This window comes from Brevundimonas sp. CEF1 (assembly GCF_051353055.1).
In the GTDB taxonomy this organism is placed as follows: Bacteria; Pseudomonadota; Alphaproteobacteria; order Caulobacterales; family Caulobacteraceae; genus Brevundimonas.
Genome location: NZ_CP195593.1, coordinates 800,019 through 824,603, shown reverse-complemented (window position 1 = coordinate 824,603; position 24,585 = coordinate 800,019). Strand labels below are relative to the sequence as shown.

At 66.0% G+C, this 24,585-nt stretch carries 31 protein-coding genes; 29 read left to right on the top strand and 2 right to left on the bottom strand.

Features of this window, described 5'->3' with window-relative positions; genetic code table 11:
• Positions 1–11 precede the first annotated feature (11 nt).
• The 16 genes from ACR9FL_RS04220 (at position 12) to ACR9FL_RS04145 (ending at position 11,821) form a co-directional block, all read left to right on the top strand.
• The gene (locus ACR9FL_RS04220) at positions 12–1,202 is read left to right on the top strand and encodes a hypothetical protein (protein ID WP_436357306.1); all 1,191 of its coding nucleotides are present in this window, start codon (positions 12–14) and stop codon (positions 1,200–1,202) included.
• Positions 1,202–1,651, top strand: coding sequence for a hypothetical protein (locus ACR9FL_RS04215; RefSeq protein ID WP_436357304.1), 450 nt, complete (start codon positions 1,202–1,204; stop codon positions 1,649–1,651). Before ACR9FL_RS04220 ends, ACR9FL_RS04215 begins: the two co-directional genes overlap by 1 nt.
• 14 nt (positions 1,652–1,665) lie before the next feature.
• Complete coding sequence (locus ACR9FL_RS04210) at positions 1,666–2,715, top strand: major capsid protein (protein WP_436357302.1); 1,050 nt, start codon at positions 1,666–1,668, stop codon at positions 2,713–2,715.
• Between the two features lie 55 nt (positions 2,716–2,770).
• Positions 2,771–3,202: a hypothetical protein gene (locus ACR9FL_RS04205; protein WP_436357301.1), complete on the top strand. Its 432-nt coding sequence runs from the start codon at positions 2,771–2,773 to the stop codon at positions 3,200–3,202.
• A 2-nt stretch (positions 3,203–3,204) separates the two neighbouring features.
• The gene (locus ACR9FL_RS04200) at positions 3,205–3,693 is read left to right on the top strand and encodes a DnaT-like ssDNA-binding protein (protein WP_436357299.1); all 489 of its coding nucleotides are present in this window, start codon (positions 3,205–3,207) and stop codon (positions 3,691–3,693) included.
• 28 nt (positions 3,694–3,721) lie between these two features.
• Positions 3,722–3,961 (top strand): hypothetical protein, encoded by a 240-nt coding sequence (locus ACR9FL_RS04195; RefSeq protein ID WP_436357298.1) that lies wholly within the window; start codon positions 3,722–3,724, stop codon positions 3,959–3,961.
• 5 nt (positions 3,962–3,966) lie between these two features.
• Positions 3,967–4,989: a hypothetical protein gene (locus tag ACR9FL_RS04190; protein ID WP_436357297.1), complete on the top strand. Its 1,023-nt coding sequence runs from the start codon at positions 3,967–3,969 to the stop codon at positions 4,987–4,989.
• A complete protein-coding gene (locus ACR9FL_RS04185; protein ID WP_436357296.1) occupies positions 4,986–5,360 on the top strand; it encodes a hypothetical protein in 375 nt (124 codons plus the stop codon). Before ACR9FL_RS04190 ends, ACR9FL_RS04185 begins: the two co-directional genes overlap by 4 nt.
• A complete protein-coding gene (locus tag ACR9FL_RS04180; protein ID WP_436357295.1) occupies positions 5,360–5,758 on the top strand; it encodes a hypothetical protein in 399 nt (132 codons plus the stop codon). The genes ACR9FL_RS04185 and ACR9FL_RS04180 overlap by 1 nt, the downstream gene beginning before the upstream one ends.
• A complete protein-coding gene (locus ACR9FL_RS04175) occupies positions 5,755–6,180 on the top strand; it encodes a hypothetical protein (RefSeq protein WP_436357293.1) in 426 nt (141 codons plus the stop codon). Before ACR9FL_RS04180 ends, ACR9FL_RS04175 begins: the two co-directional genes overlap by 4 nt.
• A gap of 92 nt (positions 6,181–6,272) precedes the next feature.
• Positions 6,273–6,698 carry a phage tail tube protein gene (locus ACR9FL_RS04170; protein ID WP_184269025.1) on the top strand — a complete coding sequence of 142 codons (426 nt, stop codon included), beginning with the start codon at positions 6,273–6,275 and terminating at the stop codon, positions 6,696–6,698.
• Entirely contained in the window at positions 6,698–7,093 is a 396-nt protein-coding gene (locus ACR9FL_RS04165; RefSeq protein ID WP_436357292.1) for a hypothetical protein, read from the top strand. The genes ACR9FL_RS04170 and ACR9FL_RS04165 overlap by 1 nt, the downstream gene beginning before the upstream one ends.
• 86 nt (positions 7,094–7,179) lie before the next feature.
• On the top strand, positions 7,180–7,362 hold the full coding sequence (locus ACR9FL_RS04160; RefSeq protein WP_436357291.1) for a hypothetical protein: 183 nt from the start codon (positions 7,180–7,182) through the stop codon (positions 7,360–7,362).
• A 285-nt stretch (positions 7,363–7,647) separates the two neighbouring features.
• Positions 7,648–8,205: a hypothetical protein gene (locus ACR9FL_RS04155; protein WP_436357289.1), complete on the top strand. Its 558-nt coding sequence runs from the start codon at positions 7,648–7,650 to the stop codon at positions 8,203–8,205.
• Positions 8,206–8,270: 65 nt separating this feature from the next.
• Positions 8,271–11,240 (top strand): hypothetical protein, encoded by a 2,970-nt coding sequence (locus ACR9FL_RS04150; protein WP_436357288.1) that lies wholly within the window; start codon positions 8,271–8,273, stop codon positions 11,238–11,240.
• Complete coding sequence (locus ACR9FL_RS04145; protein ID WP_436357287.1) at positions 11,237–11,821, top strand: hypothetical protein; 585 nt, start codon at positions 11,237–11,239, stop codon at positions 11,819–11,821. The genes ACR9FL_RS04150 and ACR9FL_RS04145 overlap by 4 nt, the downstream gene beginning before the upstream one ends.
• A 9-nt stretch (positions 11,822–11,830) precedes the next feature.
• On the opposite strand, the gene ACR9FL_RS04140 is transcribed toward ACR9FL_RS04145, so the two are convergent.
• Complete coding sequence (locus tag ACR9FL_RS04140) at positions 11,831–12,130, bottom strand: hypothetical protein (RefSeq protein WP_436357286.1); 300 nt, start codon at positions 12,128–12,130, stop codon at positions 11,831–11,833.
• An 85-nt stretch (positions 12,131–12,215) separates the two neighbouring features.
• On the opposite strand from ACR9FL_RS04140, the gene ACR9FL_RS04135 reads away from it, so the two are divergent.
• From ACR9FL_RS04135 to ACR9FL_RS04085, 11 genes are all read left to right on the top strand, one after another.
• Entirely contained in the window at positions 12,216–12,848 is a 633-nt protein-coding gene (locus ACR9FL_RS04135) for a hypothetical protein (RefSeq protein ID WP_436357285.1), read from the top strand.
• Positions 12,849–12,856: 8 nt separating this feature from the next.
• Positions 12,857–13,279 (top strand): DUF6950 family protein, encoded by a 423-nt coding sequence (locus ACR9FL_RS04130; RefSeq protein WP_436357284.1) that lies wholly within the window; start codon positions 12,857–12,859, stop codon positions 13,277–13,279.
• Positions 13,280–18,922 (top strand): hypothetical protein, encoded by a 5,643-nt coding sequence (locus ACR9FL_RS04125; protein ID WP_436357282.1) that lies wholly within the window; start codon positions 13,280–13,282, stop codon positions 18,920–18,922.
• The gene (locus ACR9FL_RS04120; protein WP_436357280.1) at positions 18,922–19,758 is read left to right on the top strand and encodes a hypothetical protein; all 837 of its coding nucleotides are present in this window, start codon (positions 18,922–18,924) and stop codon (positions 19,756–19,758) included. Before ACR9FL_RS04125 ends, ACR9FL_RS04120 begins: the two co-directional genes overlap by 1 nt.
• On the top strand, positions 19,755–20,087 hold the full coding sequence (locus ACR9FL_RS04115) for a hypothetical protein (RefSeq protein ID WP_436357279.1): 333 nt from the start codon (positions 19,755–19,757) through the stop codon (positions 20,085–20,087). The genes ACR9FL_RS04120 and ACR9FL_RS04115 overlap by 4 nt, the downstream gene beginning before the upstream one ends.
• A gap of 1 nt (position 20,088) precedes the next feature.
• A complete protein-coding gene (locus ACR9FL_RS04110) occupies positions 20,089–20,271 on the top strand; it encodes a hypothetical protein (RefSeq protein WP_436357278.1) in 183 nt (60 codons plus the stop codon).
• A gap of 53 nt (positions 20,272–20,324) precedes the next feature.
• On the top strand, positions 20,325–20,768 hold the full coding sequence (locus ACR9FL_RS04105) for a hypothetical protein (RefSeq protein WP_436356934.1): 444 nt from the start codon (positions 20,325–20,327) through the stop codon (positions 20,766–20,768).
• A complete protein-coding gene (locus tag ACR9FL_RS04100) occupies positions 20,765–21,085 on the top strand; it encodes a hypothetical protein (RefSeq protein WP_436356933.1) in 321 nt (106 codons plus the stop codon). The genes ACR9FL_RS04105 and ACR9FL_RS04100 overlap by 4 nt, the downstream gene beginning before the upstream one ends.
• Before the next feature lie 291 nt (positions 21,086–21,376).
• Entirely contained in the window at positions 21,377–21,916 is a 540-nt protein-coding gene (locus ACR9FL_RS04095; protein WP_436357277.1) for a glycoside hydrolase family protein, read from the top strand.
• Positions 21,913–22,287 (top strand): hypothetical protein, encoded by a 375-nt coding sequence (locus ACR9FL_RS04090; protein WP_436357275.1) that lies wholly within the window; start codon positions 21,913–21,915, stop codon positions 22,285–22,287. The genes ACR9FL_RS04095 and ACR9FL_RS04090 overlap by 4 nt, the downstream gene beginning before the upstream one ends.
• A complete protein-coding gene (locus ACR9FL_RS04085; protein WP_436357274.1) occupies positions 22,241–22,492 on the top strand; it encodes a hypothetical protein in 252 nt (83 codons plus the stop codon). The genes ACR9FL_RS04090 and ACR9FL_RS04085 overlap by 47 nt, the downstream gene beginning before the upstream one ends.
• Positions 22,493–22,834: 342 nt before the next feature.
• On the opposite strand, the gene ACR9FL_RS04080 is transcribed toward ACR9FL_RS04085, so the two are convergent.
• Positions 22,835–23,014, bottom strand: coding sequence for a hypothetical protein (locus tag ACR9FL_RS04080; protein WP_436357273.1), 180 nt, complete (start codon positions 23,012–23,014; stop codon positions 22,835–22,837).
• Between the two features lie 157 nt (positions 23,015–23,171).
• Between ACR9FL_RS04080 and ACR9FL_RS04075 the strand changes: the two genes are divergently transcribed.
• Positions 23,172–23,666 (top strand): GAF domain-containing protein, encoded by a 495-nt coding sequence (locus ACR9FL_RS04075; protein WP_436357272.1) that lies wholly within the window; start codon positions 23,172–23,174, stop codon positions 23,664–23,666.
• A complete protein-coding gene (locus ACR9FL_RS04070) occupies positions 23,663–24,559 on the top strand; it encodes an ROK family protein (protein WP_436358117.1) in 897 nt (298 codons plus the stop codon). Before ACR9FL_RS04075 ends, ACR9FL_RS04070 begins: the two co-directional genes overlap by 4 nt.
• Positions 24,560–24,585 lie beyond the last annotated feature (26 nt).

Genomic DNA, 24,585 nt, shown 5'->3' with positions numbered 1-24,585 from the left:
GGGAGGCGCGCGTGCAACAGCATGACGTGAACGCTCGCGTGTTCGTCGTGAACCGCGACCTTGCCGCCGGCGACCAGGTGCGCGTGAACATCCGCACCCTCGCCAACACCGCAGCGATCAGGCGCGAGAAGCGCAACGGCCGGGACGTGATCATCGTCCCCTCGGCCACCCTGCCCGACGACGTCGTGATGAACGACATCCTCTATCCCGCGGCCGAGATCGCGAAGTCGTTCAAGTCGCTGGAGCGCACCCCGGCGCCGCTGGGCCACCCGTCAGTCAACGGCAAGTTCCTGTCGGCCCGCGACCCCGAAGGCCTGAACCAGGGCTGGATCGGCGCCTGGAACGAGAACGTGCGACAGGAGAAGGGTCGGGTCCTGCTGGACAAGGTCATCGACGTCGCCGTCGCCAACCAGTCGGAGGGCGGCAAGCGCGTACTGTCGGCCATCGAGGCGGGCGACGCCGTCCACACCTCCACCGGCCTGCTGGCCATGATGGACGCCGCTAACGGCGACGTTCCCTACAAGTTCACCGCTCGCGACATCGAGTTCGACCACGACGCCATCCTTCTGGATGAGGAAGGCGCGGCCACCCCGGATCAGGGCGTCGGCATGATGGTCAACTCGGCGGGCAAAGAGATCCAGGTCGTGAACTCGGTCATCGAAGATGATGCCGAACGGGACCTCGGATGGGCACTGGAATCTGCGTTCCGGGCGCTCGAGCGGCAGCATCGCGCTTCGCTCATGCAGACGGCGATGGGGGAGTTCAAGGCCCTCTTCGCGAAACTGTTTGGCTCCGAGCGGGCCACCTCAACCAACCAGATGGAGAACGACATGGCTGTCTCTGATGAGCAGTTCAAGACGCTGTCCGACGAGGTGAAAGCCCTGTCGGATGGCCACAAGACCCTCGCCACGAAGGACGACATCACCAACGCCATCGCGGCCGCGCTGAAGCCCGTCACCGATGCGCAAGAGGCTCTGGCCAACAGCGCCAAGGCCAAGGACGAAGCCGAACTGACCGACCTGGTCGGCAAGATCGTCGCCGCCAACCTGATGGACGAGGCCACGGCGAAGGAGCTGACGCTCAACGCCGCCCGCGCCCTGGTCAAACAGGCTGAACCCGGCAAGGCAGCGCCGCTGGCCAACGGCTTCAAGCCGCGGACCGGCGAGAAGAAGGGCCACGTGGCCCCGAAGGCGGTGAACTGATGGCCCGCTTCAACAAGATCTTCGCCGGCCCCGTCACCCAGGTCACCCCGCAGGTCCAGGAGCGCATTTGCGCCGCCGCGATCCTGCCGGGCACCGCCCTGGTGGAATCGGGCGCCAACTTCGCTCAGGCCGGGGCCAACTCGGGCGAGAAGCTCTACATCGCTCAGGACAACTACCTTGCCCAGAAGGGCGTGGATGATGCCTGGCCCGCCGGCGACACCGTCATCGGCATGGAAGCGCTGGACGAGCAGTTCTTCAACGTCCGCGTCCCCACCGGCGTCAACGTCGCTCGCGGCGCCAAGCTGGCCACCAACGCGACCGGCCGCTTCGTCCTGGCGACGACCGGACAGAACGTCGCCGTCGTGGCCGAAGAGGCCTTCAACAACACCTCCGGTTCCGACCAGTTGGTGCGCGTGCGCATCGCCCGTCGCAACACGGCCGTGGCCTAAGGGAGACCTGGCACATGCGCTACTTCGATGAGAACCTCATCGCCAACTCCCGCCCTCACGCCGAGTGGTGGGATCAGCTCGGCGTCTCGCGCGACTACTTCCACCACGTGGAAGACCACTTCGCGAGCTTCCAGGCGAACGCCTCGGCGATCCTGCCGCGCGACGCCTGGCTGGAACTGGACACCATCACCACCCGCGTGATGCGGGACGATGGCGGTCAGCCGTTCATGGCCGACTTGATGGCCCTGGCAAAGCCGGTGAACATCGGCACCATGGCCCACTTGACCCGAGTGGCGTCCGACACCAACAACCCGGTCCATCGATCGCTGAGCGGTCAGGTCCCGGTCGCAATGGACAAGACCGTCTACGACTACCGCGGGACGGTCGTGCCGATCTTCGCCGACGGCTATGGCCGCGAATGGCGCGAGTGGAACACCCTCCGCTCGGCCAACTTCGACGCCCTGGCCGACGACCAGGAAGGCTCGCTGGACAAGATCAATCGCAACATGGCGGACTACGCGCTGGACGGCGACGCGACGATCAAGTTCCAGGGCTACACCGCCTATGGCCTGCGCAACTCGCCGCTGACCAAGCTGATCAACCTCGGCTCGGCTGCCGGCGGCGCCAACATCAACCTGACCACGGCGACGGCCGATGAGTTGGAAGCCTTCTTCATCGGGCCCTTCGGCGCGATGCTGGACGCCAACCTGATCACCGAGGCGGTCAACCTCTACATCTCGCCGGACATCGCCCGCGCCTGGGACCGCTCCTATTCGAGCGCCGAGGGCTTCAAGCAGGGCACGATCCGCGAGTTCATCGCTCGCAACCGCCGGATCAAGAAGATCGAGGTGACCGCGAAGCTGACGGGCAACCAGTTCTTCGGCTTCGTGCCGAACGCTCGGTTCGTCCGTCCGCTGGTCGGCATGGCCGTGAACACCACGGCGATGACCCGCCTGAACCCCACCGACAACTACCAATTCCTGGTGATGGGCGCGATGGGGATCGAGGTCCGCGGCGACTACAACGGCAAGTCGGGCGTCTTCGCCTCGACGGTCATCAACTAAGGCGGCGGGGCCAGGGCTCCGGCCTTGGCCCTTCCCTTTCGGAAGGAGCGCCATCATGCGCATCAAGATCACCGCCGGCGGCATCCACGACGGCGAAGGCAAGGAAATCAAGATCGGGACCGAACTGGACGTGGCCGATCAGGAAGTTGGCGAGGACGGCGAGCCGCTGGCCCCGCATCCCTGGGCGGGCCGGTTCGAGGTCATCTCGGGCGGCGAGAAGCCCAGCAAGACCGCCGTGACCAATCCCAAGGGCGGCGAGAAGCCCGGCAACGACCAGCCCCCCGCCGAGTTCGTCGCCCCTGTCGGCCCGTTCACCGCCAAGGAGAAATCGCCCGGCTGGTGGTCGATCTTCGACGGCGCCGATCAGCCCGTCGGAAAGTCGGTTCGCAAGAATGACCTGGACGGCTTCGACGGTCTGTCGGACGACGATAAGCTGGCCTTCGCCACCGAGAGCGCCAAGGCCGCTTTCGACAAGGCTGCGGCCTGATCATGGCCTACGGGAGCGACAGCGCATTCACGGCATGGCTGGCCATCAACGGCCAGACCCTGCCCGCTGGCGCGCCCGACGCCGCCATCCTGCGCCAGCGCGGGAGCCAGTACGTGGACAACACCTATGGCTCCCGCTTCTGGGGCGTCCCGACCCTCGGCATTGCCCAGGAGCGCGCGTGGCCGCGCACCGGCGCCAAGGCCTACGGGCAGATCATTCCCGATGACGTCATCCCGGTTGCAATCGAGCAGGCCTCGTACGCTGCGGCCTATCAGGAAGCGATCAAGCCCGGCAGCCTCACGGTCTCGGCCACCGCCATCGGCGCCGTGAAGCGCAAGAAGATCGGCCCCATCGAGAAGGAGTTCTTCGAAGGTTCGGGCGACGTGGTCGCCGACGGCACCCTGAAGCTGAGCGCCGTGGAAGGCTTGCTCGCTCCATACCTGAAACCAGAGACGACCCTAGCGAGCCTTGGTCTATGGGCGGTTGGCTGACATGCAGTCCTGTGCGACTTTGCCTGCGATGACCAAACGCATCGCCCATGATGATCCGCGCCTGAACGCCCATCGCATGCCGATGGAACTGGCGACCGAGACCATCCTCGACTGCGCGTCGACGGCCGGTCAGATGCAGCAAGCTGTCGCCAATCGTCAGCCGCAGTCCGAGATCCAGCGCTATCGCGACCTGGCCCGCGCGAAGTTTGAAGCCTACCTCGACCTGATGGCTGAAGCCGGCCACCACGCCGGGCAGATCAAGCCCTAAGCTCCATGGCCCGCCGCCCGACACAACAACAGCTCTTCCGGGGGCTGGCGGAGAAGTTCGGCCTGGAGGTCGCCCTCGCCTTCCGCGAGGCCGTCAACAACTTGCGGTCGGGCGTCGAGTTTCAGAAGCTGAAGCTGGCCATCGAGCAGGGCAACCTGCAGGCCGCGATGGACGCGCTGCACATCGACCGCGCAGCCTTCTTCCCGCTGGAAGCCAAGATCACCGAGGCGTTCGTTGCTGGCGGCCGGGGCGCCGTCGCATCCATGTCGGCCGCCGTATCGATCGGCTTCCGCTTCGATCCCGGCAATCAGCGCGCCGCCAGCTGGATTCGCCAGTTCTCGGGCAACCTGATCACCGGCCTGGTGGATGGGGAGCGCCAGCAGGCCAGAGACTTCCTCGCCGCCGGCATGGCGCGCGGCGCGCATCCCCGGTCGGTCGGGCTTGAGTTGGTCGGACGCATCAGCCGCGCCACCGGCAACCGTGAAGGCGGCCTGATCGGTCTGTCGGCGCCGCAACGAGCCTACGTCCGAGCCGCCCGCATCGAACTGGGCTCGGCCGATCCGAAGCTGCTGAAGCACTACCTGACCCGCACCCGCCGCGACCGCCGTTACGACCGCACGGTCCTGAAGGCGGTCCGCGACGGCAAGGCCATCGACCGCGACACCGCCTCGCTCATGGTCACCCGCTATTCCGCCCGCCTGGTCCAACTCCGTGGCGAAGTCATCGCCCGCACCGAGGGGCTGCCGGCTATCCGCGCCGCCAAGCACGAAGCCTATCAGCAGCTGGTCGACGATGGGCGCATCGCCGAGGCCGACATCGAACGGGGCTGGCACACTGCTGGAGACCGCCGGGTCCGCGACACCCATGAGGCCATGAGCGGCCAGACGGTGCGGGGCCTGTCCCTACCCTTCCAAAGCCCGAGCGGCGCGCTGCTGATGTTCCCAGGTGATTCAAGTCTAGGAGCTGGAGCCGAAGAGATCGTGGCCTGCCGCTGCGACGAGAGCATCGCCGTTCGGAGGGCCGCATGAGCATCATCACCGGCGTCCAGGCTGAGGCTTTCGACGACTTCGCCGAGGACTTCGAAGACGGCGTCCTCGCCATCCCCGGCGGGCGCGTCTCGGACAACCAAGGCGGCTGGATCAACACCGATCCGCAGGAGCATCCCTGCAAAGCGCTGGTGACCGACTACAGCGACTTCCGCCGCGCATCGCTGGGCATCCCGGGCACTGACCGCCTGGTCCTCGTCCTGGGCGGCAGTTTACCCGCAGGCGTCATCCCGGCCAAAGGCCACAAGATCACCGCTCCCGACCCCGCCAAGGGGCTGGAGCCATCCACCTTCGAAGTCATCGCCAAGACCGGCGACCCGGCCGCCGCCCTCTACGAACTTCAGGCCCGCTGATGGGCCGGGTCACGCTCTACGACGGGGTCATCGCCAAGATCGCCACCGACGCTGGCGAGGCAGGCCTCCGGGGCGCTCTCGGCAAGGGCGAGCAAATCCTCAAGAGCGACATCCTCAACCGGCCCGGCAGCGGCAGGGTCTATGGCAAGCATCAGGCTTCGGCGCCCGGTGAGCCCCCCGCCAAGGACACCGGCGCGCTGTCCGCCAACACTAACGCCGACGAGCAGATCAGGCGCGAGGGCGAAGACCTTGTCGGCCGGATCGTCGCCAACTCTGCCCAGGCTGAGGCTCTGGAGAAGGGCACGGAACGCATGGCCCCCCGCCCCTTCCTGACCCTGCTGGCCACCGACTACGCCGACGAACTGCGCGACGCGTTCATTGCTGGAGCCAAGGAATGAACTCGACCGCCACCATCTTCGCCCGCCTGGCTGGCGTCTCGGCCTCGCTGGCGACCCACAACGGCGCCCCGGCGATCTTCTCCGAGCGCGCGCCCGACGACTTCCTCGACGCTCAGCCCGCCAAGCCCTTCCTGATCATCGCCGTGCCGACGCGCGACGAGCCCCTCGAAACGTTCACTGAAAATGGTCGCCTGATCCTCCAGGACGTACGCGGCTATCAGCGAGACACCGGCTCGGGTGCCGACCTCGACACGCTCATGCGGGCCGTGCGCGACCTCTTCCATAACCGCCCCGGCGAGCTGACCGTGACCAGCGGCAAGTGCGACGTCTGCCGGGTCAACGGCCCCATGCAGTCCCCAACGACCGACCCTTCATTGATCGGCCGGCGCGTCTCGATCCGGCTGGACCTCGTCAACACCTGACCTTCCCCCATCCGCGACCGTGGCAGGCGGTTCGCGCGCTTCACGCCCTCGCGGCGCCCTGATCCCCTGCCTTATCGATAGGAGAACCACCCATGGCCACTCTGGTCCAAGGCTTCCTGAAGCTGCACCTCGGCACGGGCGAAACCCCGACCTATGCGGCGATCCCCGGCGTCACCAATCTGAACGGCGGCGGCTTCTCGCCCAACAAGATCGACGCCACCGACTTCGACACCACGCCGGGCACCCGCGAGTATATCAACGGCCCGCGCGAGCCCTCGGCCTACAGCTTCGAAATGCACTACCAGCAGGGCGACACCCAGCAGGAAGCCCTGTTCACCGCCGAGGCGACCAACACACCCCTGCCGTTCCGCGTCGTCCTCGGCGCTGGCGCTGGCGCGAAGCAGATCAGCTTCAACGCTGTCCCGAACCTGACGCTGGGCGCCCAGGTTGACGGCAAGGTCATGTACTCGGGCACCCTTGAGCCGGTCGCCGCCCCGGTTCGCGCCACGGCTGCCTGATGACGCCGACCGACGAACGCCTCGGGATCGTCCGCCTCCCTCACGGGGGGCGGGCTATTCCGCTCCGCTTCACCTGGTCCCGTATCGACGCCGTGGGCCGCGAATGGATCGTGAAGCAGTTCGAGACGATCCTCGCAGGCAGGGACGGGTGCCAGGCTTCCATGGCTGAACTGCTCGTCCTCGCATCGGGCGGTGAACTGACGGCGACTGATCTGCTGAACGAAGAAAGCGAGCCCCTCGGTTTCGAAACGGCGTTCAAGGCGCTGGAGGATGCTTGGGTGCTGGCCCGCTTTGGCCCTACACGGAGGCCAGCCGAGAGCGGCAATGAAAACCCTCAGAAGCCCCGTCGGATGTGGTGGAAGCTGTTCAGCAAGCCGTCCTCCAGGCGGGGTTAGACGAAGATCAGTTCTGGGCATCAACGCCCTATCAAACCGTCCTCCGCATCAAGGCCGCCCAGCGCGCCAGGCTGGAGGGCTTCCTCATGATCGGATGGATGTCGGAACGGTTCGCTCGTGAAGACCGCCTCCATGGGCCGCAGCACTACATCACGACCATGCTGGACGCCCCTCCGCCCGGCGCCGACGAAGAACTCGCAGCAGCGATCTTCGACCGGATGGCCGCCGATTGGGGGCTGGAGGTTGAGCCTGCCGAGGATGCGGAATAGCCTCCCGGCAAAGCGGAGGGGCGAATGAAGAGTTTAGTGTTTCTGGTGGCGGCAGGGTTGCTAGTCCCTCTGGCTTCGCCTGCGTCAGCACAGACGTGGCGGTATTCTAGTCGCACAGACCAGTTCAGCGATGCTCGTATTTCGACCGCCTCGGGGATGCTGCCGAATGGGGCGGCCGGTCTCGTCGTGAGGTGCTCGGGGTGGAGGATTGAGGCGTTCTACACTGTCCGCGATTACCTGGATAATGAGGGTGCCCAAACCCGTTATCGGATAGATGGCGGGGAAGTGGTCGACAACTATTGGGACACGTCGACAGATGGCGGCGGAGTGTTCTCCCCGGAACCGGGAATATTCGCCCGGAGGTTGGCCGGGGGCAATCGCATCGTCATCCAGGCGGAAAAGTACAACGGCACCCCGGTAACATATACGTTCGGCCTGAGCGGATCAGCGGCCGCAATAAATCGCGTCCTTTCGGACTGCGGTCTGCCAGTCCGCGACCCAGCCGAAGTTGAGGCACGGGTCTGGCCGAGAGTGGTTCAATCGCTCGACGTTCTGCATCCTGAAGACGTCACGCCAGTTCAGGAAATGTTGAACCTGGTCTTCAAAGAAAAACCCGTTTCCGACGAGTTCGGACGGAAAGGCATCAGCACTTACGAGCGGCTGTCCGCCTTCTACGAGTCATACTGGACGCTTTGTCCAGAAGCGGACACGCCACCATCGTCGTCTTGCGGGTCGTGGCTGAGGAGTCGGAAAACCGATCCCGACGCCAACTATCCAAAAGAGGCGGTTGAATTGCTGGTCGAGTTTTTCGACGAAACGGCGCCGAACGAAACCGACGACTGACCGCGACGCATAGGCAAACAACGTTAGGGCGATCCCCAGGGGTCGCCCTTTTTCATGGGTGAAACATGGCTGATGGCAGCGTAGTCGGCAGCGCCGTATTCGAGCTCCGCGCGAGCCGGGCCAAAATCCAAGGCGACATGGAAGCCGCCCGCCGCGAGGTTGAGGAATCAGCGAAAAAGACGGAGGCATCGCTCGGGGAGATCGTTGGAGCCGGGACCGCAAAAGGCGCGAAAAAGGGTGCTGATGCGCTGAGGGATACTGGCGCCGCAGGCGTGCAGGCGGGCGATGCGATCCGCGACAGCATGAAGAAGGCTGGCGAAGAGGTCGCTAGCAGCATTTCGGCAGGAGCCCAAAAGGCCAAGGCCGAACTCGACGCACTGGCTCGCAAAGCCAAGGAGGTCCAGCAGGTCAAACTGTCGGCTCCGACCATCCCGACTGAAGCCACGCACCGGCTCGACACAAACCCGATCAACGGCGTGCAAAGCTGGGTGCCAAAGGACTTCGGTGGCGGCGCGGCCGGAGGACCAGCCCTTAATATCACGGCCCCTGACCTTAAGCAGACGACCGAGGCGACCAAGGAGCTGACCGAGGCGCTGGACGGCGTGAAACCATCGTCCGACAGCGCAGCCGAGGGGCTGGGCGGCGTCGCCGGCGGCCTTGGGGGCCTCAACCGTGAATCACTAATGACTGGAGTCGGCATTGCCGCCTTGGCCAGCGCCGCCTTCCTCGTGACCAAGACCATGTGGGACATGGGTCGAGCCGCTATGCAGTCGGCGGGCGACATTGCAGACAGCGCCAAGAAGATCGGCGTCTCGACCGACGCGCTGCAAGAATGGCGCTTCGTTGCGGTGAAGTCTGGCGAAGATGCCAAGGCAGCGGACAGCGCCATCGGCAACTTCGCGGAGAAACTCGCACTCGCCGGCTCCAAAATGTCGAAGGAGGCGATGAAGGATTTCGCCGCCCTGGGTTTTAAGCCCGAGCAGCTGAAGTCGTTCAAGAGCACCGAAGAGGCGCTTGACGCCGTTATCGATCGCATTGGCGCGCTGAAGTCTGAGAGTGACCGCGCCGCCATCGCCGAACGCCTCGGCCTCGGCCCGCTCGGTGTCGCCATCCGAGCAGGCGCCGACGAGGTAGCCAATCTTCGCGACGAGGCCCACCAGTTGGGGGCGGTCATGAGTGCGGACGTGGTGGCGCGCGGCGCTGAGGCCCAGTCGCAGTTCGAAACCCTGAGCCGGGTTATCGATGTCCAGCTCAAGACGGCCTTTGTCGATCTGGCTCCTGTCATCATTCAGGCTATCAGCCTCGTCAACGACCTCGCCAAGGCGCTCTCTGACGCCCTTCAGGAATGGAAGAGCCTAGAGGCGAAAAGCCTGTCGGGGCTCAAGGCACACCGCGACAACCTACAGGCGCGCAAGGATGGCATAGCCGCGGAATATGGCACTGCGGGGCTGGATCGCTTCCGCACGCGCGGGCCCGTGGTCAATCCTGACGGGTCAGTGAAGCAGCCAAGTCTTTCTCGTCGTATTATGGAATCCACTCCATTCGTCGGTGGATTACTTGCCACCACCTTTGCCCCCCAGCAAAATGTCGGCGAGCAGTTCGACAACCTGACGACCGCCATCTCAGCGACCGACCAGCGCATCGCCGAGCTTGAGCGCTCCAACCGCGCTAATGCACCGGGTCGCGTAGACCGCCCCAACGGCACCAGTCTGAACGTTCCGTCCTCCACTCCAAGGACGCGCACCGACCGCTCAGAGGACCGAGAGGCCCGCCGCGCGGAACGCGTCCAAGAAGAGATCAACCGAGCGAAGGCTCGCGCCCTCCAGATCGAGCAAGATGACTTGCTGACTGTTCAACAGCGTCACGATCTACGCCAACAGGAACTGCAGATCGCCCGCGCAGGCGAAGACGCAGACCTGAAAAGCCGCTTGGCTCGCAAAGACCTGCTTGACGGCGAGTTCAACCAGATCACGGCCCAGAACACGATCAACCGGAACCTGGAAGATCGGATCAGCAACGACCTGCTCCTGCGGGACCTCGACGACGAGCGCATGGCCAACGAGCGGCTGCTCGCCGATCTGACCGCCGATCTCGTCTCGCTTCAAATCGGCGCCGCCCGCTCGGCTGGTGAGCGCCTGACCCTTGAACGCCAACTGTTGGAGATCACGCAGAAGCAGCGTCGCGACGCCCTTCAGGTCTCTCTTGAACGCAACAAGAGCCTGACGCCCGAGCAGCGCCAGAAGGCCTTGGACGACAACAAGCGGCGCGACCAGATGGAGCAGGAAGCAGTCGCCCGCGCCAATATGACTCCGCTCCAGCAGTGGCGGGACCAGTCCCTCAAGGATGCCGGAGAGATCGCCGAAGCCTACGAGTCCATCGCGGCCCGCGGCCTCGACGCCCTGAACGACGGCATCGTCGACGCGATAATGAACAGCAAGGACCTCGGCGAGACCTTCTCTCAGGTCGCCAAGCAGATCATGGCCGACCTGCTGTCGATCTCGGTCCGCAGGGGCATCACGGAGCCGCTGGCCAACGCCCTGTTCGGCGGAAATGGGTCGGGCGCCGGGCGCATCGCTGCAAGCTCTACGAACTGGCTCACCAAGGCCTTCAGCGCCGGTCGCTCCCTCTTCGGCTTCGACAAGGGTGGCTACACTGGCGACGGCGGTGTGAAAGAGCCTGCCGGCATCGTCCACAAGGGCGAATACGTCTTCTCGGCCGAGGCGGTGAGGCGGATCGGCGCGGCGCGGCTGGAAGCGATGCATACGAACCTCAAAGGCTTCTCGACGGGAGGGCTCGTCGGCATGTCCCTGCCATCGCTCAGCATCCCCGGCATGAGCGGCGGCGCTGGATCACCCCAGCGCGTGCTTCATGAGGTCGTCGTTCGGCCGGAGCGGGACAGCTTCATAACCCTGGCCTCTGATGCAGCAGTTCCGGTGGCGTCACAGGCCTCTGAGGCCGCCTACTCCGGCGCCCGCCAGACGGTTCCGTCCGACATGGCCCGCACGAACCGGTACACGCGAGGCGTCAAAAAATGACCGTGCTGACGCTGCCGACTGATCCGGCGCCCGCCAACATGGCTGTGGCCCTGGTGTCGGCGAAGAACACGCTGACGCCAGCCTTCGGCGGCGCGGAACAGGAACTGCTCCGCAAGGGCACGCGATACGCCCTCACCTTCTCCATGCCGCCCATGACCTACGTCCAGTCGATGGACTGGGACGACCTGATGGCCGAGGGCGACACGGTGCTGATGCGCGTGTTCCAGCCCGGCCTGGTGATCCCGAACCCCGGCACGCCGCTGGTGAAGGGCGCGGGCCAGGCCGGGACATCGCTGGTGATCGACGGCCTGCCGAACGGCTACGTCATCCGCAAAGGGCAGTTCCTGTCGGTCGTCTCCTCAGGTCAGCGCTACCTCTACCGCGCCAAGGCGAGCGCGACGTCTGTCTCGGGAACGGCCACGGTCTCGCTCCGCACGATGCTGCGCCGCCCGCCGAACGACAACGACGTGGTCGAGATCGCTCAACCCATGATCGAGGGGTTCGTCCGTGACCTTGGCGAATGGGCCGTCGGCGTGGATCGGCTGGTCGGCTTGCAGTTCACTGTCCGGGAGCGCGAGTGATGGACGCCTTCAACCCTTCGACTTGTACATGCTGGCTTTCCAGTTCGGGTCTCTGGGATCCTCGGGAAACGGCATATCCTCGTTTAGCTGCATCGACTTCAGCATCCCAAGAAGCGCCAGGGCATCAAGGATGGGTACGGTCAGGCTGTGAGGCTGTCCCTTCGTCTCAAACTGAAGATCAATCCCTGCGATCTGCCCGTCTGATGTCCGTCCTATGCGGAACCCCATCATACGATCCGCGTGCATCGTAGGCACTGAACCCGGCGGGCCCACGGCGAACTGTCCGTAGATCTGTCCCTGGTTGCTCATGATTTGGTCCCTCCCGTGAGGGTTGAGAGCCTGCCCGGTTCACAGAACGCCGTCACCCTGAACAGAAATCGAACGGAGATATCCAATGGATAGCTCTCTCATCACTGCCTTCCAGCAGCCTGCGCCGATCAAGTGCACCCTCGTCCGCCTGGACATGCCGGGCGGTGCGGTCTGCCTGACCGATGGCGGGTTCGCTGTGCACGACGCTGGAGAAGGCGACGGGCCGGAGACCTATTTCGGTCGCCACCCGACCTACGGCGCCCTGTCCTCGGTCAGTTCGATCAAGGATGGTTCTGAGGCGCAGACTACGCGCATCGACATCGTCATCCTGCCGGCGTCGGACGTGGCGACCGCCGCGCTCGGCAACCCGTCCACCCAGGGCGTGCGCGTCCAGTGGTGGGAGGGCGTCATCGACCCCGCGACCGGCGGCCTGATGGGTCTGCCCGAACTGAAGTTCGATGGCGAGATCGACAAGCCCCGGCTTCAGGTCGGGGACAGTTGGTCCCTCACCCTCGAATGCGGCACCCAGGCCGAGCGCCAGCTTGAGCCCAACGCCGACTGGCGCCTGAACCACGCCTTCCACTCCGGCTGTTGGCCCGGCGAAAACGGCCTGATCCATGTCGACGGCGTCCTTCGCAAGAAGGAATGGCGCTCGCGGCCAGAGAACCCCGGCCTGTTCAAGCGCCTGCTGAACACCTTCGTACCCTTCTCCAAATAGGCTGACGCATGAACACTATGCTGAAGCGGGCTGCGGCGACGCAGGCCTGCATGGACCGCTTTGCCGGTCGCTCATACGCGCCTGGTGTCCGGGACTGCGGCAAGCTGGCGGCCCATTCGCTGCACAAGCTGGGGCGCAAGGCCAAGCTGCTGACCGCGTCGCGTCACACGACCGAGGCCGGCGCCGTCCGCTACATCCGCAAGGCTGGGTTCAAGGATCTGGTCGAGCTGATGGACGCGGTCCTGCCCGGCGCGCGGATCGCCCCGGCCGCTGCTCTGCCGGGCGACATCATCGCCATGGCCATGGAAGACGGCGATCCCTTCGGCTGCTCGCTGACGGTCGCCCTCGATAACGGCCGCATCCTCGGGTTCAAGGACGGCGTCTGCCAGGTCCTGGTCCCGCTCGCCTTCGTGACGGCCTGGAGGGTCTGAATGCCTCAGCTCGCCCTCTCGGCCGCGTCCTTCACCGCCAGCGCCGCCCCGGCGGTCGCCGCCACGGCGGCGAAGGTGGGCTTCATGACGACCTTGAAGTCGGTCGCCCTGAATGCGCTGATGAACGTCGCGATCACGGCGGCGATGTCGGCGCTGCAGCCCCAGGTGGGCGCGGCCGGGCGGACGAACGAATGGCTGCTGTCGCCCGACGGTCCGATCCCCTTCGCGGCCGGGCGCGTGGGCGTGGCGGGTTCGGCGGTTCACATCGACACCTTCGGGCCGGACCTCATGTACAAGGGGTTCGTCACGGTGCTGTCGGGCGCCGGCCCCATCGACGGGTTCGAGAGTTTCCGGGGCGACGATGAGTTCGTCATCTTCGACGTGTCAGGCAAGGCCATCACCTCCCAATGGAAGGGAGAGATGTGGCTGAAGCGCTCGCTCGGGGCGCAGCGGGACGTCGCCCTGTCCTCGCCGCTCGGCCTGAAGAACAACGTCTTTCTGCCCGGATGGGGCGCCGCCAGCCGCCTGTCGGGCAAGGCCTGCGACATGCTGATCCTGGGGGAGAACTCCAAGGGCTCGGCCTATCCGACCGGCGAGGTGAAGCCGCTGCGGGTCTTCCGGGGGCTGCGCGTCTGGGACCCTCGCCTCGACAGCACCTATCCGGGCGGAGCGGGGCCGTGCCGCCTCAGCGATCCTTCGACCTGGGTCTATTCCGCCAACCCCGGCCTGTGGGCCATCAAGTGGTCGCTGGGCCTTTGGGAAGGCCCGATCGGCAAGGGCGCGCCCCAGCTTGATCGGCAGGTCGGGGGCATCGGCGCCAAGGCCTCGGGCATCGAGTTCGAAACCCTTGTTGCTCTGGCCAATATCGCCGACGCCAACGGTTGGTCCTGCGCCGCCTATCCGACGACCGACGACGACAAGTCCCAGGTCCTGGACGCCTTCCTGCAGGCCGCCGGCGCCATCTATGCGCAGCGTGCAGGCAAGATCAGCTGCATCCAGCGCGCGGCGCCACGGACCAGCATCGTCACCATCTCGGCCGCCGATACCGCTGGCCCGCTGGAGATCGACACGGCGGCCAGCCGCATCGATCGCATCAACACCATTCGCCCGCGCTTCTGGTCCGAGCAGCACCGCTGGCAGCTGACCGCTCTGCCGGAGGTGACGGCGGCGGCCTATCGCGAGCAGGACGGCGGCACGCGGCCTCGGGGCATCGACTTCCCCTTCGTGACCAATGCCAAGCAGGCGGCCCAGCTGGCGGCCCTGCAGATCGCCAACACGCGCGAAGGCATCGCCGGCGTCATCCCGCTGAAACCGCACCTGCAACGCATCCGGCCCGGCGACGCCTTCACCATCACGGAACCCGGCTTCGTCCTCGATGGCGTGAAGTGCCTGTGCCTGAACACCGACTATGACCCGGCGACGGGCATCGTGCGGGTGTCGTTCGTCAGCGAGACCGACGCCAAGTATGCCTTCGCCATGGGTCAGAGTCCTGTGGTGCCGGTTCCTCCGGTTCTTGAACCGGTCGATCCGACCCATGTCTCCCCGCCCTTGCCTGAAGACTGGACCATCGTCGTCCGCCCGCCGGCGCCGGATGGCACCCAGGTCCCCGGCTTTGACCTGACCGGCATCGTCAGCAACGACACCGCCACGGCCATCATCGTGGAATGGGGCCTGCCGCCTGATCCACCCCCGCCCGATCCGATCCCGGAAGCGCCGGAGGGTGAACGTCAGCCGGTCTGGGCCGACTGGGTGAACTGGACGCAGGCCTATCAGGGGCCTCCGACGGTCACGAACATCCCGATCGAGGGATTGCAGCCCGATCAGACCTACTACGTCGCTATCCAGTATCAGCGCGGTCAGAACTTCTCAGAGCGTGGCGTCTGGGGGCCTTACACAGCGCCGAACCTGATCGCAGGCGACACCACCCATGTAGGCGGAGTGCCGGTCGGAGACATTCCTGGCCTCGACACCGAACCGCCCGCCACCCCGGCGCCGCCGACGCTCTCCAGCACCACGACGATCGCCAACGGCGAGCCCACCTCGGCCATTGCGGCGACCTGGACGGCGAACACCGAAGACGACCTGAACGGCTATGAGGTCGAGGTGACGAACCTCGGCTTCACGGTCGTGGACTATGTCGCCACCAATGCCTGGCGCCGGGACGCCGTCATCGGCCAGTCCTACGGCATCCGCGTGCGGGCGCTCGACAAGGCCGGGAACCGCTCGGACTGGACTGAAGCGCAGTCGATCACGGCCTCAGGCGACACGACGGCTCCTGAAGCCCCGACCGCATTCTCGGCCACGGCCGTGCCCGGCGGGACCATTTTCCTGGAATGGACCAATCCGAGCGCTGTCGATCTGCGCCGGGTCGTCATCTACGAGAACACGACGAATTCGACCGCCACGGCGACCCGCGTTGGTGAGGCAAGCGCGACGGCTTCGGCAAAGGGCAGCTACACGCGCGCCGGTCTGACGGCGGGAGATGCGCGGTTCTTCTGGCTCAAGGCCGAAGACACGTCCGGCAACCTGTCGATCTTCAGCGCCGCCACGTCCGCCACTGTTCCGGGTATCGGCGGCGGCGACCTCGACACCACTCCGCCTGCCGTCCCCACGGGCCTCTCTCTGTCCTCGTCGGTCTCCGCCGGCAGCGGCGATCCTGTCGTTCGTCTGATCGCGACCTGGGCCGCCGTCAGCGACACGGACCTGTCGGGATATGAGGTCGAGTGGAAGGAGGGCGCGGGCAATCCGGTCATCCGTGTGGCCGGATCAAACCGCGACGAAATCGTTCGCGCTATCCCGGGGACCGTCTATCAGGCGCGGGTCCGCGCTTATGACGGGGTCGGCAACAAGTCGGCATGGACGGGCTGGGCGTCGGTCACCGCTGCCTCAGACAACGCCGCCCCGGGCGCGCCGATCAGTCTGGCGGCTACCAACTCCCTCGGGTCCATTTTCCTGCGCTGGACGAACGCGCCGGACGCCGACCTGCGCGAGGTCGAGGTTTTCGAAAATGCGACCAATGACAGCGCGTCTGCGACAAAGCTCGCCACCGTCAACGCTTTGCCGGGCCAACCTGGCGGCTATGCGCGCTCGGGGTTGGCGACAGGTTCAACCCGATATTACTGGCTGAAGTCAGTCGACTCCTCGGGCAACCGTTCCGCCTTCTCGGCCGTCACCAGCCGCACCCTGTCCGGCGTCGGCAACGACGACGTGGCGGTTGGCACCCTGACGGGCGACCGCCTCGTCGCAGGCAGCGTCGAGGGAACCGTCCTCAAGACGACGACATCGCTTCCCGGCACGATCACCGTGGGCGGAACCGGGGTCGAGATCGCGACTATCGAGAGCCGCGCCTCCGACCCGGCGGCCCGCGTCAACGCCAACACAACGCGGATCAACCCCGGCAATATCGCCGTCTCCGGGTCCACCACCTTGGCCGACTGGCGCAGCGGTTCCGACACGACGAAAATCGAGGGCGGCGCGCTCGCCACGAACTCGGTGCGCGCGGGGTCGCTGGAGATCGGCAACCGGGGCGTGACCTTCGACCGCTTCAGCTTCTCGACGTCGGGGAACACCCTGACGTGGGGCAATGGTCGCGTGACCTATGTCGATGACCTGGGCGCCACGGTCCCGTCGGATGTAAGCGGCGGCAGCGCCACCTGGACCGGCGCAGGCGACTGCCTATACATCTACTGGCTCAAGGGCGCCTTGGCGCTTTCGACCACTTACAGCCCCGCTGTCGCCCGCAGCGCCAACACCGTCATCATCGGCGCCTATTACGGCGGCACGAACTTCACGGCCAACTACGGCCGGACGATGATCGACGGGGCCTATATCAAGACCGATACGGTCGATACGGTCCACCTGAAGGCGCTGTCGGTCAAAACCGGCATCCTGGACGCGGACGCGGTCACGGCGAACAAGCTGGCCGCTGATGCAGTCTGGGCGCGCAACATCCGGGCCGAACAGGTCACGATGGACAAGCTGTCCGTGACCGGCGCTCTGCCGGTCGGCCTGACCTTCGGGCCGGGCGGCGCCACCATCGGCCAGATGAACACGACGTATCAGACCGTGTTGGCGATGCAGTCCGACGCGGTCCTGTCGCGCGGCGAAAAGCCCGCTCTGGTGCGCCAGTACGCCGAGATGTCTCAGGAATACCTGTCGCTGACCTCGATGGCGGCGTCGCTGGCGATTTCCAGCACCGGGTTCACGGCCGCCTTCAACGCGGTCGGCACCTATCTGAGCGGCCTGACGCCTCCCTGGAGCGACAGCAGCCAGGATACAGCCATCGATCCGGTCGTGTTCAATGCGAAGTTCAACGACTACGCCACAGCCCGCGAGGACCTGTCGCGGCGGGCGGCGATTGTCGATCCTGCCGGGCGCATCAACGGCGGCTCGACCACCATCCTGCCGGGCAAGATCGCGGTCGGCGGCAGCACCCTGGCGTCGTGGCAATACGGCGGCGACTTGACGCTGATCAACGGCGGGGCTGTCGCGGCCAACTCCCTGAAGGCGAACACAGCGGAGATCGGCAACCGGGGCGTCTCCTTCGACCGGTTCAGCTTCTCGACCTCGGGCAACACCCTGACCTGGGGCAACGGTCGCGTCACCTACATCGCCGACAGCGGCACGGCGACAGCGTTCGACATCTCGGGCGGCTCCTACGCCTATTCGGCCTCGGGCGGCGACGTCACCTATCTCTACTGGACACAGGGCTCGACGACGCTCTCAACCACTAAGAGCGCCACGGTCGCGACGACCAACGCCGTGCTGATCGGCGCCTATTACGGGTCGAACAACTTCACGGCTACCTATGGCCGGACGATGATCGACGGCGACTTCGTCAAGACCGGCACGCTCACCGCCATCCACATGAACGTCACCAATCTGGCGGCTATCAGCGCCAACCTTGGCGACATCAACGCCGGCAACCTGAACTTCTCCCAGGGTGGCCGCAGGGTCCGCATGAGCGCCGGCTTCGGCACGGGCGGCGACCTCCTACTATGGGCGGGTCCGACCAGTGTGGGTCAGGGCGCGGAGACGCTTGAGAACGGCATCCTGGGCATTTCGGCCACGGACGGCTTCTTCGGAGGCACGACGTTATCCGGTTTTTTTAGCACGACGGCGAGCGCGACCCCCATCGTGCTCGGCACGGGCTGGACGAACGTGGCCTCGTTCGAGCGTCCGACGCGTCAGGGCTGGTTCGCCATGTTCTCGGGACTGGATGTTCGCGGCACCGGTCAGTGGCTGGTCCCGAAGGAACCAGAGTGGCCCGCAGCCCCTGAGCCTCGCGTCGATGTTCGGGCGGTGTCCACCGATACTTCTGGCGGCGATGTCATTGAGTTGGCCACCAGCCAGGTGACCGGCTCCCTGGTCAACACGGCCTGGGTCAACTCGGTCTGGGCCGCGCACCGCATCGCTTCCAACGCGCGCAGCGGACGGCGGCGTCTGGTTTTGCAGGCGCGTCGATCCGCCGACACGGCCATCGAACGCACAACCTATGCCGAGGCCCGCAACGGCATGATGCAGGCCTACTACATGCTGGGCTCAGCGCCCGGCACCGGCAACGTGCCGCCAACCCCGCCCGCCGGTCAGCAACTGGTCGGCGTCACTGAAGACCCCTCCACCTATCTGACGGTGCCGATCTGATGCCTACGACCCCTCTAGCCGCCAGCCATATCGCGTCTCTGGGTTTCGGCGCTCTGGCGACGACCGGAACCCCGGCTGCCGTGGGTACAGCAGCGCGCGGAACCTCGACGCAGAGCGCCCGGGCGGACCATGTCCACGCGCACGGAAACCAGGGCGGTGGATCACTACACGCTCTCGCCGTATCGGGCGGCGCAGCGGGCTTCCTGTCGGGAACGGGCGCCTACTATCTGAGCACCGTGACCGCGTCGGACACGCCGAATTCGTTGGTCTGGCGCGACGGCGGCGCCAACAGCTCGTTCGCCAATGGCTACGCCATCACCTGGAATATCGGCGGACGGCAGTTCTACGGGGACGGCGGCAACTTCCGCTCGAACGTCTCCATTTCGGCCCCTTCGTTCGTCCCGACCTGCGACCTGAAGCTGAAGGCGGACATCGTCACGGTCGATGACGCCGAAGCCGTGGTTCGAGTCATGCAGATCGAGGCGCTTGAATACGTCCGGCTGGAGGACGGCGTCACGGCGCGCGGCCTGGGGGCGCAGGGCCTTCGCGACATCAGCCCCCTTTACGTCGTGGGGGATGAGCCGAAGTTCTCCTACGCCTACGCCGAACGCTACGGCCCCTGCCTGCCGGGAGAAGGTCTCGCGCCCTTCGAACTGCGAGCCCCGGTCATCAACCCCGAAACCGGCGAACAAGAACGCACGCCGCTGGGCGTCGATCCGGTCGCCATCCTTGCCGACATGGCCTGCGCCGTCCGCGTCCTCATGGCCGAACTCGGCGCCGCCCAGGCCGCAATCGCCCACCTTCAGTCCAACCAAACCCAAGGAGACCCCTCATGACCAAAGCCAACATCAACGCTCAAGGCCAAGCCGTTCTGGCCGAACTCGCCCTGCTGCGCGAAGCCGACGAAGCTCGCGCCGCTCGCGTCAGCACCATCGAACAGCTTCAGCTCCCCATCGTCGCCGCCGTCCTCGACATCCTGCACGGCAAGACGCTGATTGAGGCGCTGCCCCTGCTGGAGGAGCAGGCCCAATACCTGACGGACGGTCGACAATCGGCCGTCGCCAACCTGATCGCCAACGCCCGCTATGCCGCCGATCACCTGGCGCAGGAGACGGCGCGGATCGAGGCGATGCGTGTGGCGGCTGAAGCGGCGAAGGGCAACTGAGATGACGACATCCATTCAGTCCGAACGGTTCGCCGGTCACGGCAACTGGGAATATGGCCAAGACGCAACACTGATCGAGGGCGGGCCGATTTCGGGGACGATAGTCAACGTCGGCGGCCTGTCCGCGATCACCGCAAACATCGGCGGCAAGTACGTGGGCGGCGGCCCCAGCAAATCTGACTGACGAACCCGGTTTGCGCTGGGCCATCCACCACAAACCATCGCGTAGGAGCCCGCATGTCTGCAGGCCATCACATCGGCATGCCCTTCGCTTCATGGGAAGGGATAGCCGCACTTTTGACGGCCCTCGGGCTCGGCGGGGTGCTGACCGCTTGGGCTCAACGTCCGTCGCGCCGCGCCGTGGACGCTACCGCCGCTAACGCCCATGCGACCGGTGAAGCGGCGGTGATCGCAGCCACCGCGACTGCCTTTACCGAAGTGACAAGCGGCCTGCGGGAGGAGATCGAGCGGCTCCAGCAGGTCGCCGTGCGTTTCGAGGCGGACCTCGCCGCCGCGCACGACCGAACCGTCACGTTCGAGGGCCAGGTGAAGCAGATGCAAGCCGACCTCGACCGGGTCCGTGCAGAGCGTGACGCCGCCATCGAGAAGACCGTCCAACAAGAGGGCGAGATCCGGCAGCTCAAAGCCGTGATCGACGCCCACGCGAGGGCTGTATCATGAACCTCCCCATCATCATCCGCTTCCCTCCCATGCCGCAGACGACCACCATTTTGGCATTGGGATTTCTTGCTGGCTGCCTGCTCTACACGCCCATGATCGCCTGGGTGGGTCCACATATCCCTGCCGATTACCGAGAAAGCGTCCAGACCATCGTCGGCCTGTTCAAGGACGGGATGCTGCTGATCCTCGGCTTCTACTTCGCCAAGGTGGTCAATGCCGGCCAGCAGGACATGGCGAACCGCGCGATCGATGCGGCGGCCGCTTCCCAGCCCGTGTCCGAGGTCGAGATCGCCAAGGCGAAGTCCGAGGTCGGCTAGCGCACTCGGTAGTCGATGACTTCGTCATCGGTCTCAAACCCGTGGGCTCGTGCCCGCCGAGCCGCGCTCTCAGCCGACGCCATCATATGATCGGGACGGCGACGAGGACGGCCGTTCACCAGCGGCGCGAACTCGAACCAAGTCCGAAGGCCTCCTCCCGGAGCATCGGATAGCATGCGTAGAATGACGGCGTTCTTCATTGGCGCAGCCCCTCCCTGAGCCGGTTTCATGACGACCGACGTTCATCATACGTAAAATCACCTATCCCCACAATCTGAACTGGAGACCGACATGGACCGTAAGGCCCTGTTCGACGCCGTGCGCCCGTTTGCGCCCGGTGGAAAGCTGCTGCCCGCCCACGTTCCCCTGATCGACGCTGTCGCTGATGCGTTCGGCCTCGGCGGTCAGATCGAGGTCGACTCCCAACTGATCGCCGACCTGAAGCGCGACGAGGGCCTGCGCCTGAAGGCCTACAAGGACACCGTAGGCGTCTGGACGATCGGCTACGGCCACGCCCACGTGCAACCGGGCACGGTCTGGACCGAAGCCCAGGCTGATACTGCGCTGAGACAGGATGTCCTGGAGCACAACGCCGAACTGGCCGCCGCCCTGCCCTGGATAGCCGGGCTGGACCCGGTGCGTCGGCGCGTCCTGCAGAACATGGCGTTCAACCTCGGCGTGAAGGGCCTGCTAGGCTTCAAGAACACGCTCGCCATGGTCCAGGCCGGCGACTACGAGGGCGCCGCACGCGGGATGCTGGCCTCGCTCTGGGCCAAACAGGTGAAGGGCCGAGCTGTCCGCCTGGCCGAGCAGATGAGGACGGGGCGATGAATTTCCTCCGCAACCTAACCGCCACCGGCTGGCTCGCCGTCGCGGTCCTCGTCCTGTCCCTCGCCTTGCTGGGCTGGTGCACCCTGGATGGCCGCAGGAACGCCGCCCAAGCCGTTCGCAAGGCTGACGCGGGCCAGACCATGGCCGAGGGCCGCACGGCGGCCGCAGGCGACGCCAGCGCCATCCGCGACCGCGCCGACGAGCGCACTTCTGAAATCGATGCAACCGTGAAGGACGGAACCGATGCGATACGCCATGCCCCTGACCGCGCTTCTGCTAACGCTGCCGCTCTGCGCAGCCTGTGCCGGATCGATCCAAGTCGCGATGCCCGCTGCCGGGTGCTCCTCGCTGATCCCGGCAAAGTGGGCTGACCCTGTTCCGTCCGCCGCCTTTCCGCAGGACAACGCCGAAGAGCGGGACTGGCAGGTCTTCGGCGTGGAGCAGACTGGTCAGCTGGCCAAGGCCAACGGGCGGTCGTCCGATGTCATCGCCGTCGTGAGGGCTTGCGAGGCTCGGGATCAGGCCGCCGTCCGACAGATCGAGCGTCCGTGGTGGCGACGATTGCTTCCGGGCTAGGCAGTTGTCCGGCAATCCCGGACAACTGAAATACCCAGCGTCGAGCCGTCAGGCTCCGCTATCAGGCCCGCTCCGGTTCGCCGGGGCGGGCTTTCGTCGTTCTGGCGGTTAGACACCTCGCCTGAAGTGCCGATGGCGCTTGAGTCGTCCGCACCCGGTTAGACACGTCGAGCGCGTTGAATTCCTTGGGGACCGGTCGTCCCTCCGGGCCTACCAATTTTCTTCGCATCTCTGCCTGGGCCGCGCCTTCGGCCAAGCGATGCAGGTCCCGCCCCGAACAGCGCGACCAGTCGATCTCGTCCAGCCGCAAGCGATCCAGGCTCGATGGCGTCGGATGCATGGTCACGACGGCGTCGTCCCGCCGCGCGCCATGCCCGCGACCAGACCAATCAGCAGACCCACGGCCAGGGCGCGGTTTCCGGGGTCGCCGGCGCGCGCCTCTTCGACCCTCAGCGCCAGTTCGCGATCCAGCCACGCCATCTGTCGTGCAAAGTCCTCATCCGCTCGCGACGCGCTGTTCATCTTCGCCTCCTCCACTGATTGAAGGCGATGCTAACGCGGGGTCGAACCGCGCCTCAAGTCAATTGTTCTTATTTTGTTCTAATTTCCGCACCGCACCGCCGCCCCTTTGTGCGACGCGGCTTGAGCCTATATGGCGGTGTCCTGAAGGAGAGCCGTCATGTCCTATGTCGCCCGCGACGACCGCCCCGCCGACAAGGCCGAACGCTATGCCGAGGTCGAGGCCGAAATTCTGGCCGTGCTGGACGGCGAACCCAACCGGACGGCGCGCATGGCCACCGTCGCCTCCATGCTGGCCGACGCCTTTCCCGTTTTCTTCTGGACCGGCTTCTACGTCGTGGACGAGACCAAGCCCGTGGAACTGGTGGTCGGCCCCTATCAGGGAACGCTGGGCTGCCTGCGCATACCCTTTGGGCGCGGCGTCTGCGGCGCGGCGGCGAAGACGCGCCAGACCCAGGTGGTCGAGGACGTCCACGCCTTCCCCGGCCACATCGCCTGCGACAGCCGTTCGGCCAGCGAGATCGTGGTTCCTGTGCTGGATGCGGCGGGCGAACTGATCGCCGTGCTGGACGTGGACGCCACGGAAATCGCCGCCTTCGACGCCGTGGACGCCGCCGCGCTGGAAGGACTGATGGCCAAGGTCTTCGCCGCCTGATGCGGATCGGGGTCGATTTCGGCGGCACCAAGATCGAGGCAGCCGCCATCGCCGACGACGGCGCCTTCGCCGCGCGCATCCGCGAACCCAATCCGGGAAGCTATGACGCCGCCCTCGCCCTCGTCGCGGACCTGATCGCGCGGGTCGAGGCCGAGGCGGGTGTAGCGGGGTCCATAGGCGTGGCCATTCCAGGCTCGCCGTCGCCGCGCACCGGCCTGATCCGCAACGCCAACTCGACCTATCTGAACGGGCGTCGCCTTGGCGAAGACCTTGAGGAAGCACTGGGCCGCCCCGTCCGGCTGGCCAACGACGCCAACTGCCTGGCCCTGTCGGAAGCCGTGGACGGCGCGGGCGCGGGCGTCGCCAACCTGTTCGGCGTCATTCTGGGGACCGGCTGCGGCGGCGGACTGGTGGTCGACGGCAAGCTGATCGAGGGCGCGCATGGCGTGGCGGCCGAGATCGGCCATATCTCCCTGCCCTGGCCCTCCGCCGACGAAGCGCCCGGCCCGGCCTGCTGGTGCGGCCTTAACGGCTGTCTGGAGACCTGGGTGTCCGGCACAGGCTTCCAGCGCGATCATGAGACGAGGACCGGACGCGCCTGGAAGGCCCAGGCCGTGGTCGAGGCCGCTCGCACCGGCGATGCAGGCGCGATGGAGGCGCTGGATCGCTACATCGACCGCCTGGGCCGGATGCTGGCCATGGTGGTCAACCTGGCCGACCCCGAGGTCTTCGTCCTGGGCGGCGGCATGTCGAACGTCGGCGAACTGTATGACCGCCTGCCCGCGATCGTGGCGCGCCATGCCTTCTCGGATCATTGGCAGGGGCGGATTGCCCCCGCGCATTGGGGAGATTCCTCCGGCGTGCGCGGCGCGGCGAGACTCTGGGCCGATTGATCCCGCTCGCGCGCTCGCTATGGTCC

What these genes read in the sequence shown, in the direction of transcription:
- ACR9FL_RS04215 (WP_436357304.1), top strand. Translation starts at nt 1,202, where the DNA reads ATGGCCCGCTTCAACAAGATCTTCGCCGGCCCCGTCACCCAGGTCACC.
- ACR9FL_RS04210 (WP_436357302.1), top strand. Translation starts at nt 1,666, where the DNA reads ATGCGCTACTTCGATGAGAACCTCATCGCCAACTCCCGCCCTCACGCC.
- ACR9FL_RS04205 (WP_436357301.1), top strand. Translation starts at nt 2,771, where the DNA reads ATGCGCATCAAGATCACCGCCGGCGGCATCCACGACGGCGAAGGCAAG.
- ACR9FL_RS04200 (WP_436357299.1), top strand. Translation starts at nt 3,205, where the DNA reads ATGGCCTACGGGAGCGACAGCGCATTCACGGCATGGCTGGCCATCAAC.
- ACR9FL_RS04195 (WP_436357298.1), top strand. Translation starts at nt 3,722, where the DNA reads ATGACCAAACGCATCGCCCATGATGATCCGCGCCTGAACGCCCATCGC.
- ACR9FL_RS04190 (WP_436357297.1), top strand. Translation starts at nt 3,967, where the DNA reads ATGGCCCGCCGCCCGACACAACAACAGCTCTTCCGGGGGCTGGCGGAG.
- ACR9FL_RS04185 (WP_436357296.1), top strand. Translation starts at nt 4,986, where the DNA reads ATGAGCATCATCACCGGCGTCCAGGCTGAGGCTTTCGACGACTTCGCC.
- ACR9FL_RS04180 (WP_436357295.1), top strand. Translation starts at nt 5,360, where the DNA reads ATGGGCCGGGTCACGCTCTACGACGGGGTCATCGCCAAGATCGCCACC.
- ACR9FL_RS04175 (WP_436357293.1), top strand. Translation starts at nt 5,755, where the DNA reads ATGAACTCGACCGCCACCATCTTCGCCCGCCTGGCTGGCGTCTCGGCC.
- ACR9FL_RS04170 (WP_184269025.1), top strand. Translation starts at nt 6,273, where the DNA reads ATGGCCACTCTGGTCCAAGGCTTCCTGAAGCTGCACCTCGGCACGGGC.
- ACR9FL_RS04165 (WP_436357292.1), top strand. Translation starts at nt 6,698, where the DNA reads ATGACGCCGACCGACGAACGCCTCGGGATCGTCCGCCTCCCTCACGGG.
- ACR9FL_RS04160 (WP_436357291.1), top strand. Translation starts at nt 7,180, where the DNA reads ATGATCGGATGGATGTCGGAACGGTTCGCTCGTGAAGACCGCCTCCAT.
- ACR9FL_RS04150 (WP_436357288.1), top strand. Translation starts at nt 8,271, where the DNA reads ATGGCTGATGGCAGCGTAGTCGGCAGCGCCGTATTCGAGCTCCGCGCG.
- ACR9FL_RS04145 (WP_436357287.1), top strand. Translation starts at nt 11,237, where the DNA reads ATGACCGTGCTGACGCTGCCGACTGATCCGGCGCCCGCCAACATGGCT.
- ACR9FL_RS04140 (WP_436357286.1), bottom strand. Translation starts at nt 12,130, where the DNA reads ATGAGCAACCAGGGACAGATCTACGGACAGTTCGCCGTGGGCCCGCCG.
- ACR9FL_RS04135 (WP_436357285.1), top strand. Translation starts at nt 12,216, where the DNA reads ATGGATAGCTCTCTCATCACTGCCTTCCAGCAGCCTGCGCCGATCAAG.
- ACR9FL_RS04130 (WP_436357284.1), top strand. Translation starts at nt 12,857, where the DNA reads ATGAACACTATGCTGAAGCGGGCTGCGGCGACGCAGGCCTGCATGGAC.
- ACR9FL_RS04125 (WP_436357282.1), top strand. Translation starts at nt 13,280, where the DNA reads ATGCCTCAGCTCGCCCTCTCGGCCGCGTCCTTCACCGCCAGCGCCGCC.
- ACR9FL_RS04120 (WP_436357280.1), top strand. Translation starts at nt 18,922, where the DNA reads ATGCCTACGACCCCTCTAGCCGCCAGCCATATCGCGTCTCTGGGTTTC.
- ACR9FL_RS04115 (WP_436357279.1), top strand. Translation starts at nt 19,755, where the DNA reads ATGACCAAAGCCAACATCAACGCTCAAGGCCAAGCCGTTCTGGCCGAA.
- ACR9FL_RS04110 (WP_436357278.1), top strand. Translation starts at nt 20,089, where the DNA reads ATGACGACATCCATTCAGTCCGAACGGTTCGCCGGTCACGGCAACTGG.
- ACR9FL_RS04105 (WP_436356934.1), top strand. Translation starts at nt 20,325, where the DNA reads ATGTCTGCAGGCCATCACATCGGCATGCCCTTCGCTTCATGGGAAGGG.
- ACR9FL_RS04100 (WP_436356933.1), top strand. Translation starts at nt 20,765, where the DNA reads ATGAACCTCCCCATCATCATCCGCTTCCCTCCCATGCCGCAGACGACC.
- ACR9FL_RS04095 (WP_436357277.1), top strand. Translation starts at nt 21,377, where the DNA reads ATGGACCGTAAGGCCCTGTTCGACGCCGTGCGCCCGTTTGCGCCCGGT.
- ACR9FL_RS04090 (WP_436357275.1), top strand. Translation starts at nt 21,913, where the DNA reads ATGAATTTCCTCCGCAACCTAACCGCCACCGGCTGGCTCGCCGTCGCG.
- ACR9FL_RS04085 (WP_436357274.1), top strand. Translation starts at nt 22,241, where the DNA reads ATGCCCGCTGCCGGGTGCTCCTCGCTGATCCCGGCAAAGTGGGCTGAC.
- ACR9FL_RS04080 (WP_436357273.1), bottom strand. Translation starts at nt 23,014, where the DNA reads ATGAACAGCGCGTCGCGAGCGGATGAGGACTTTGCACGACAGATGGCG.
- ACR9FL_RS04075 (WP_436357272.1), top strand. Translation starts at nt 23,172, where the DNA reads ATGTCCTATGTCGCCCGCGACGACCGCCCCGCCGACAAGGCCGAACGC.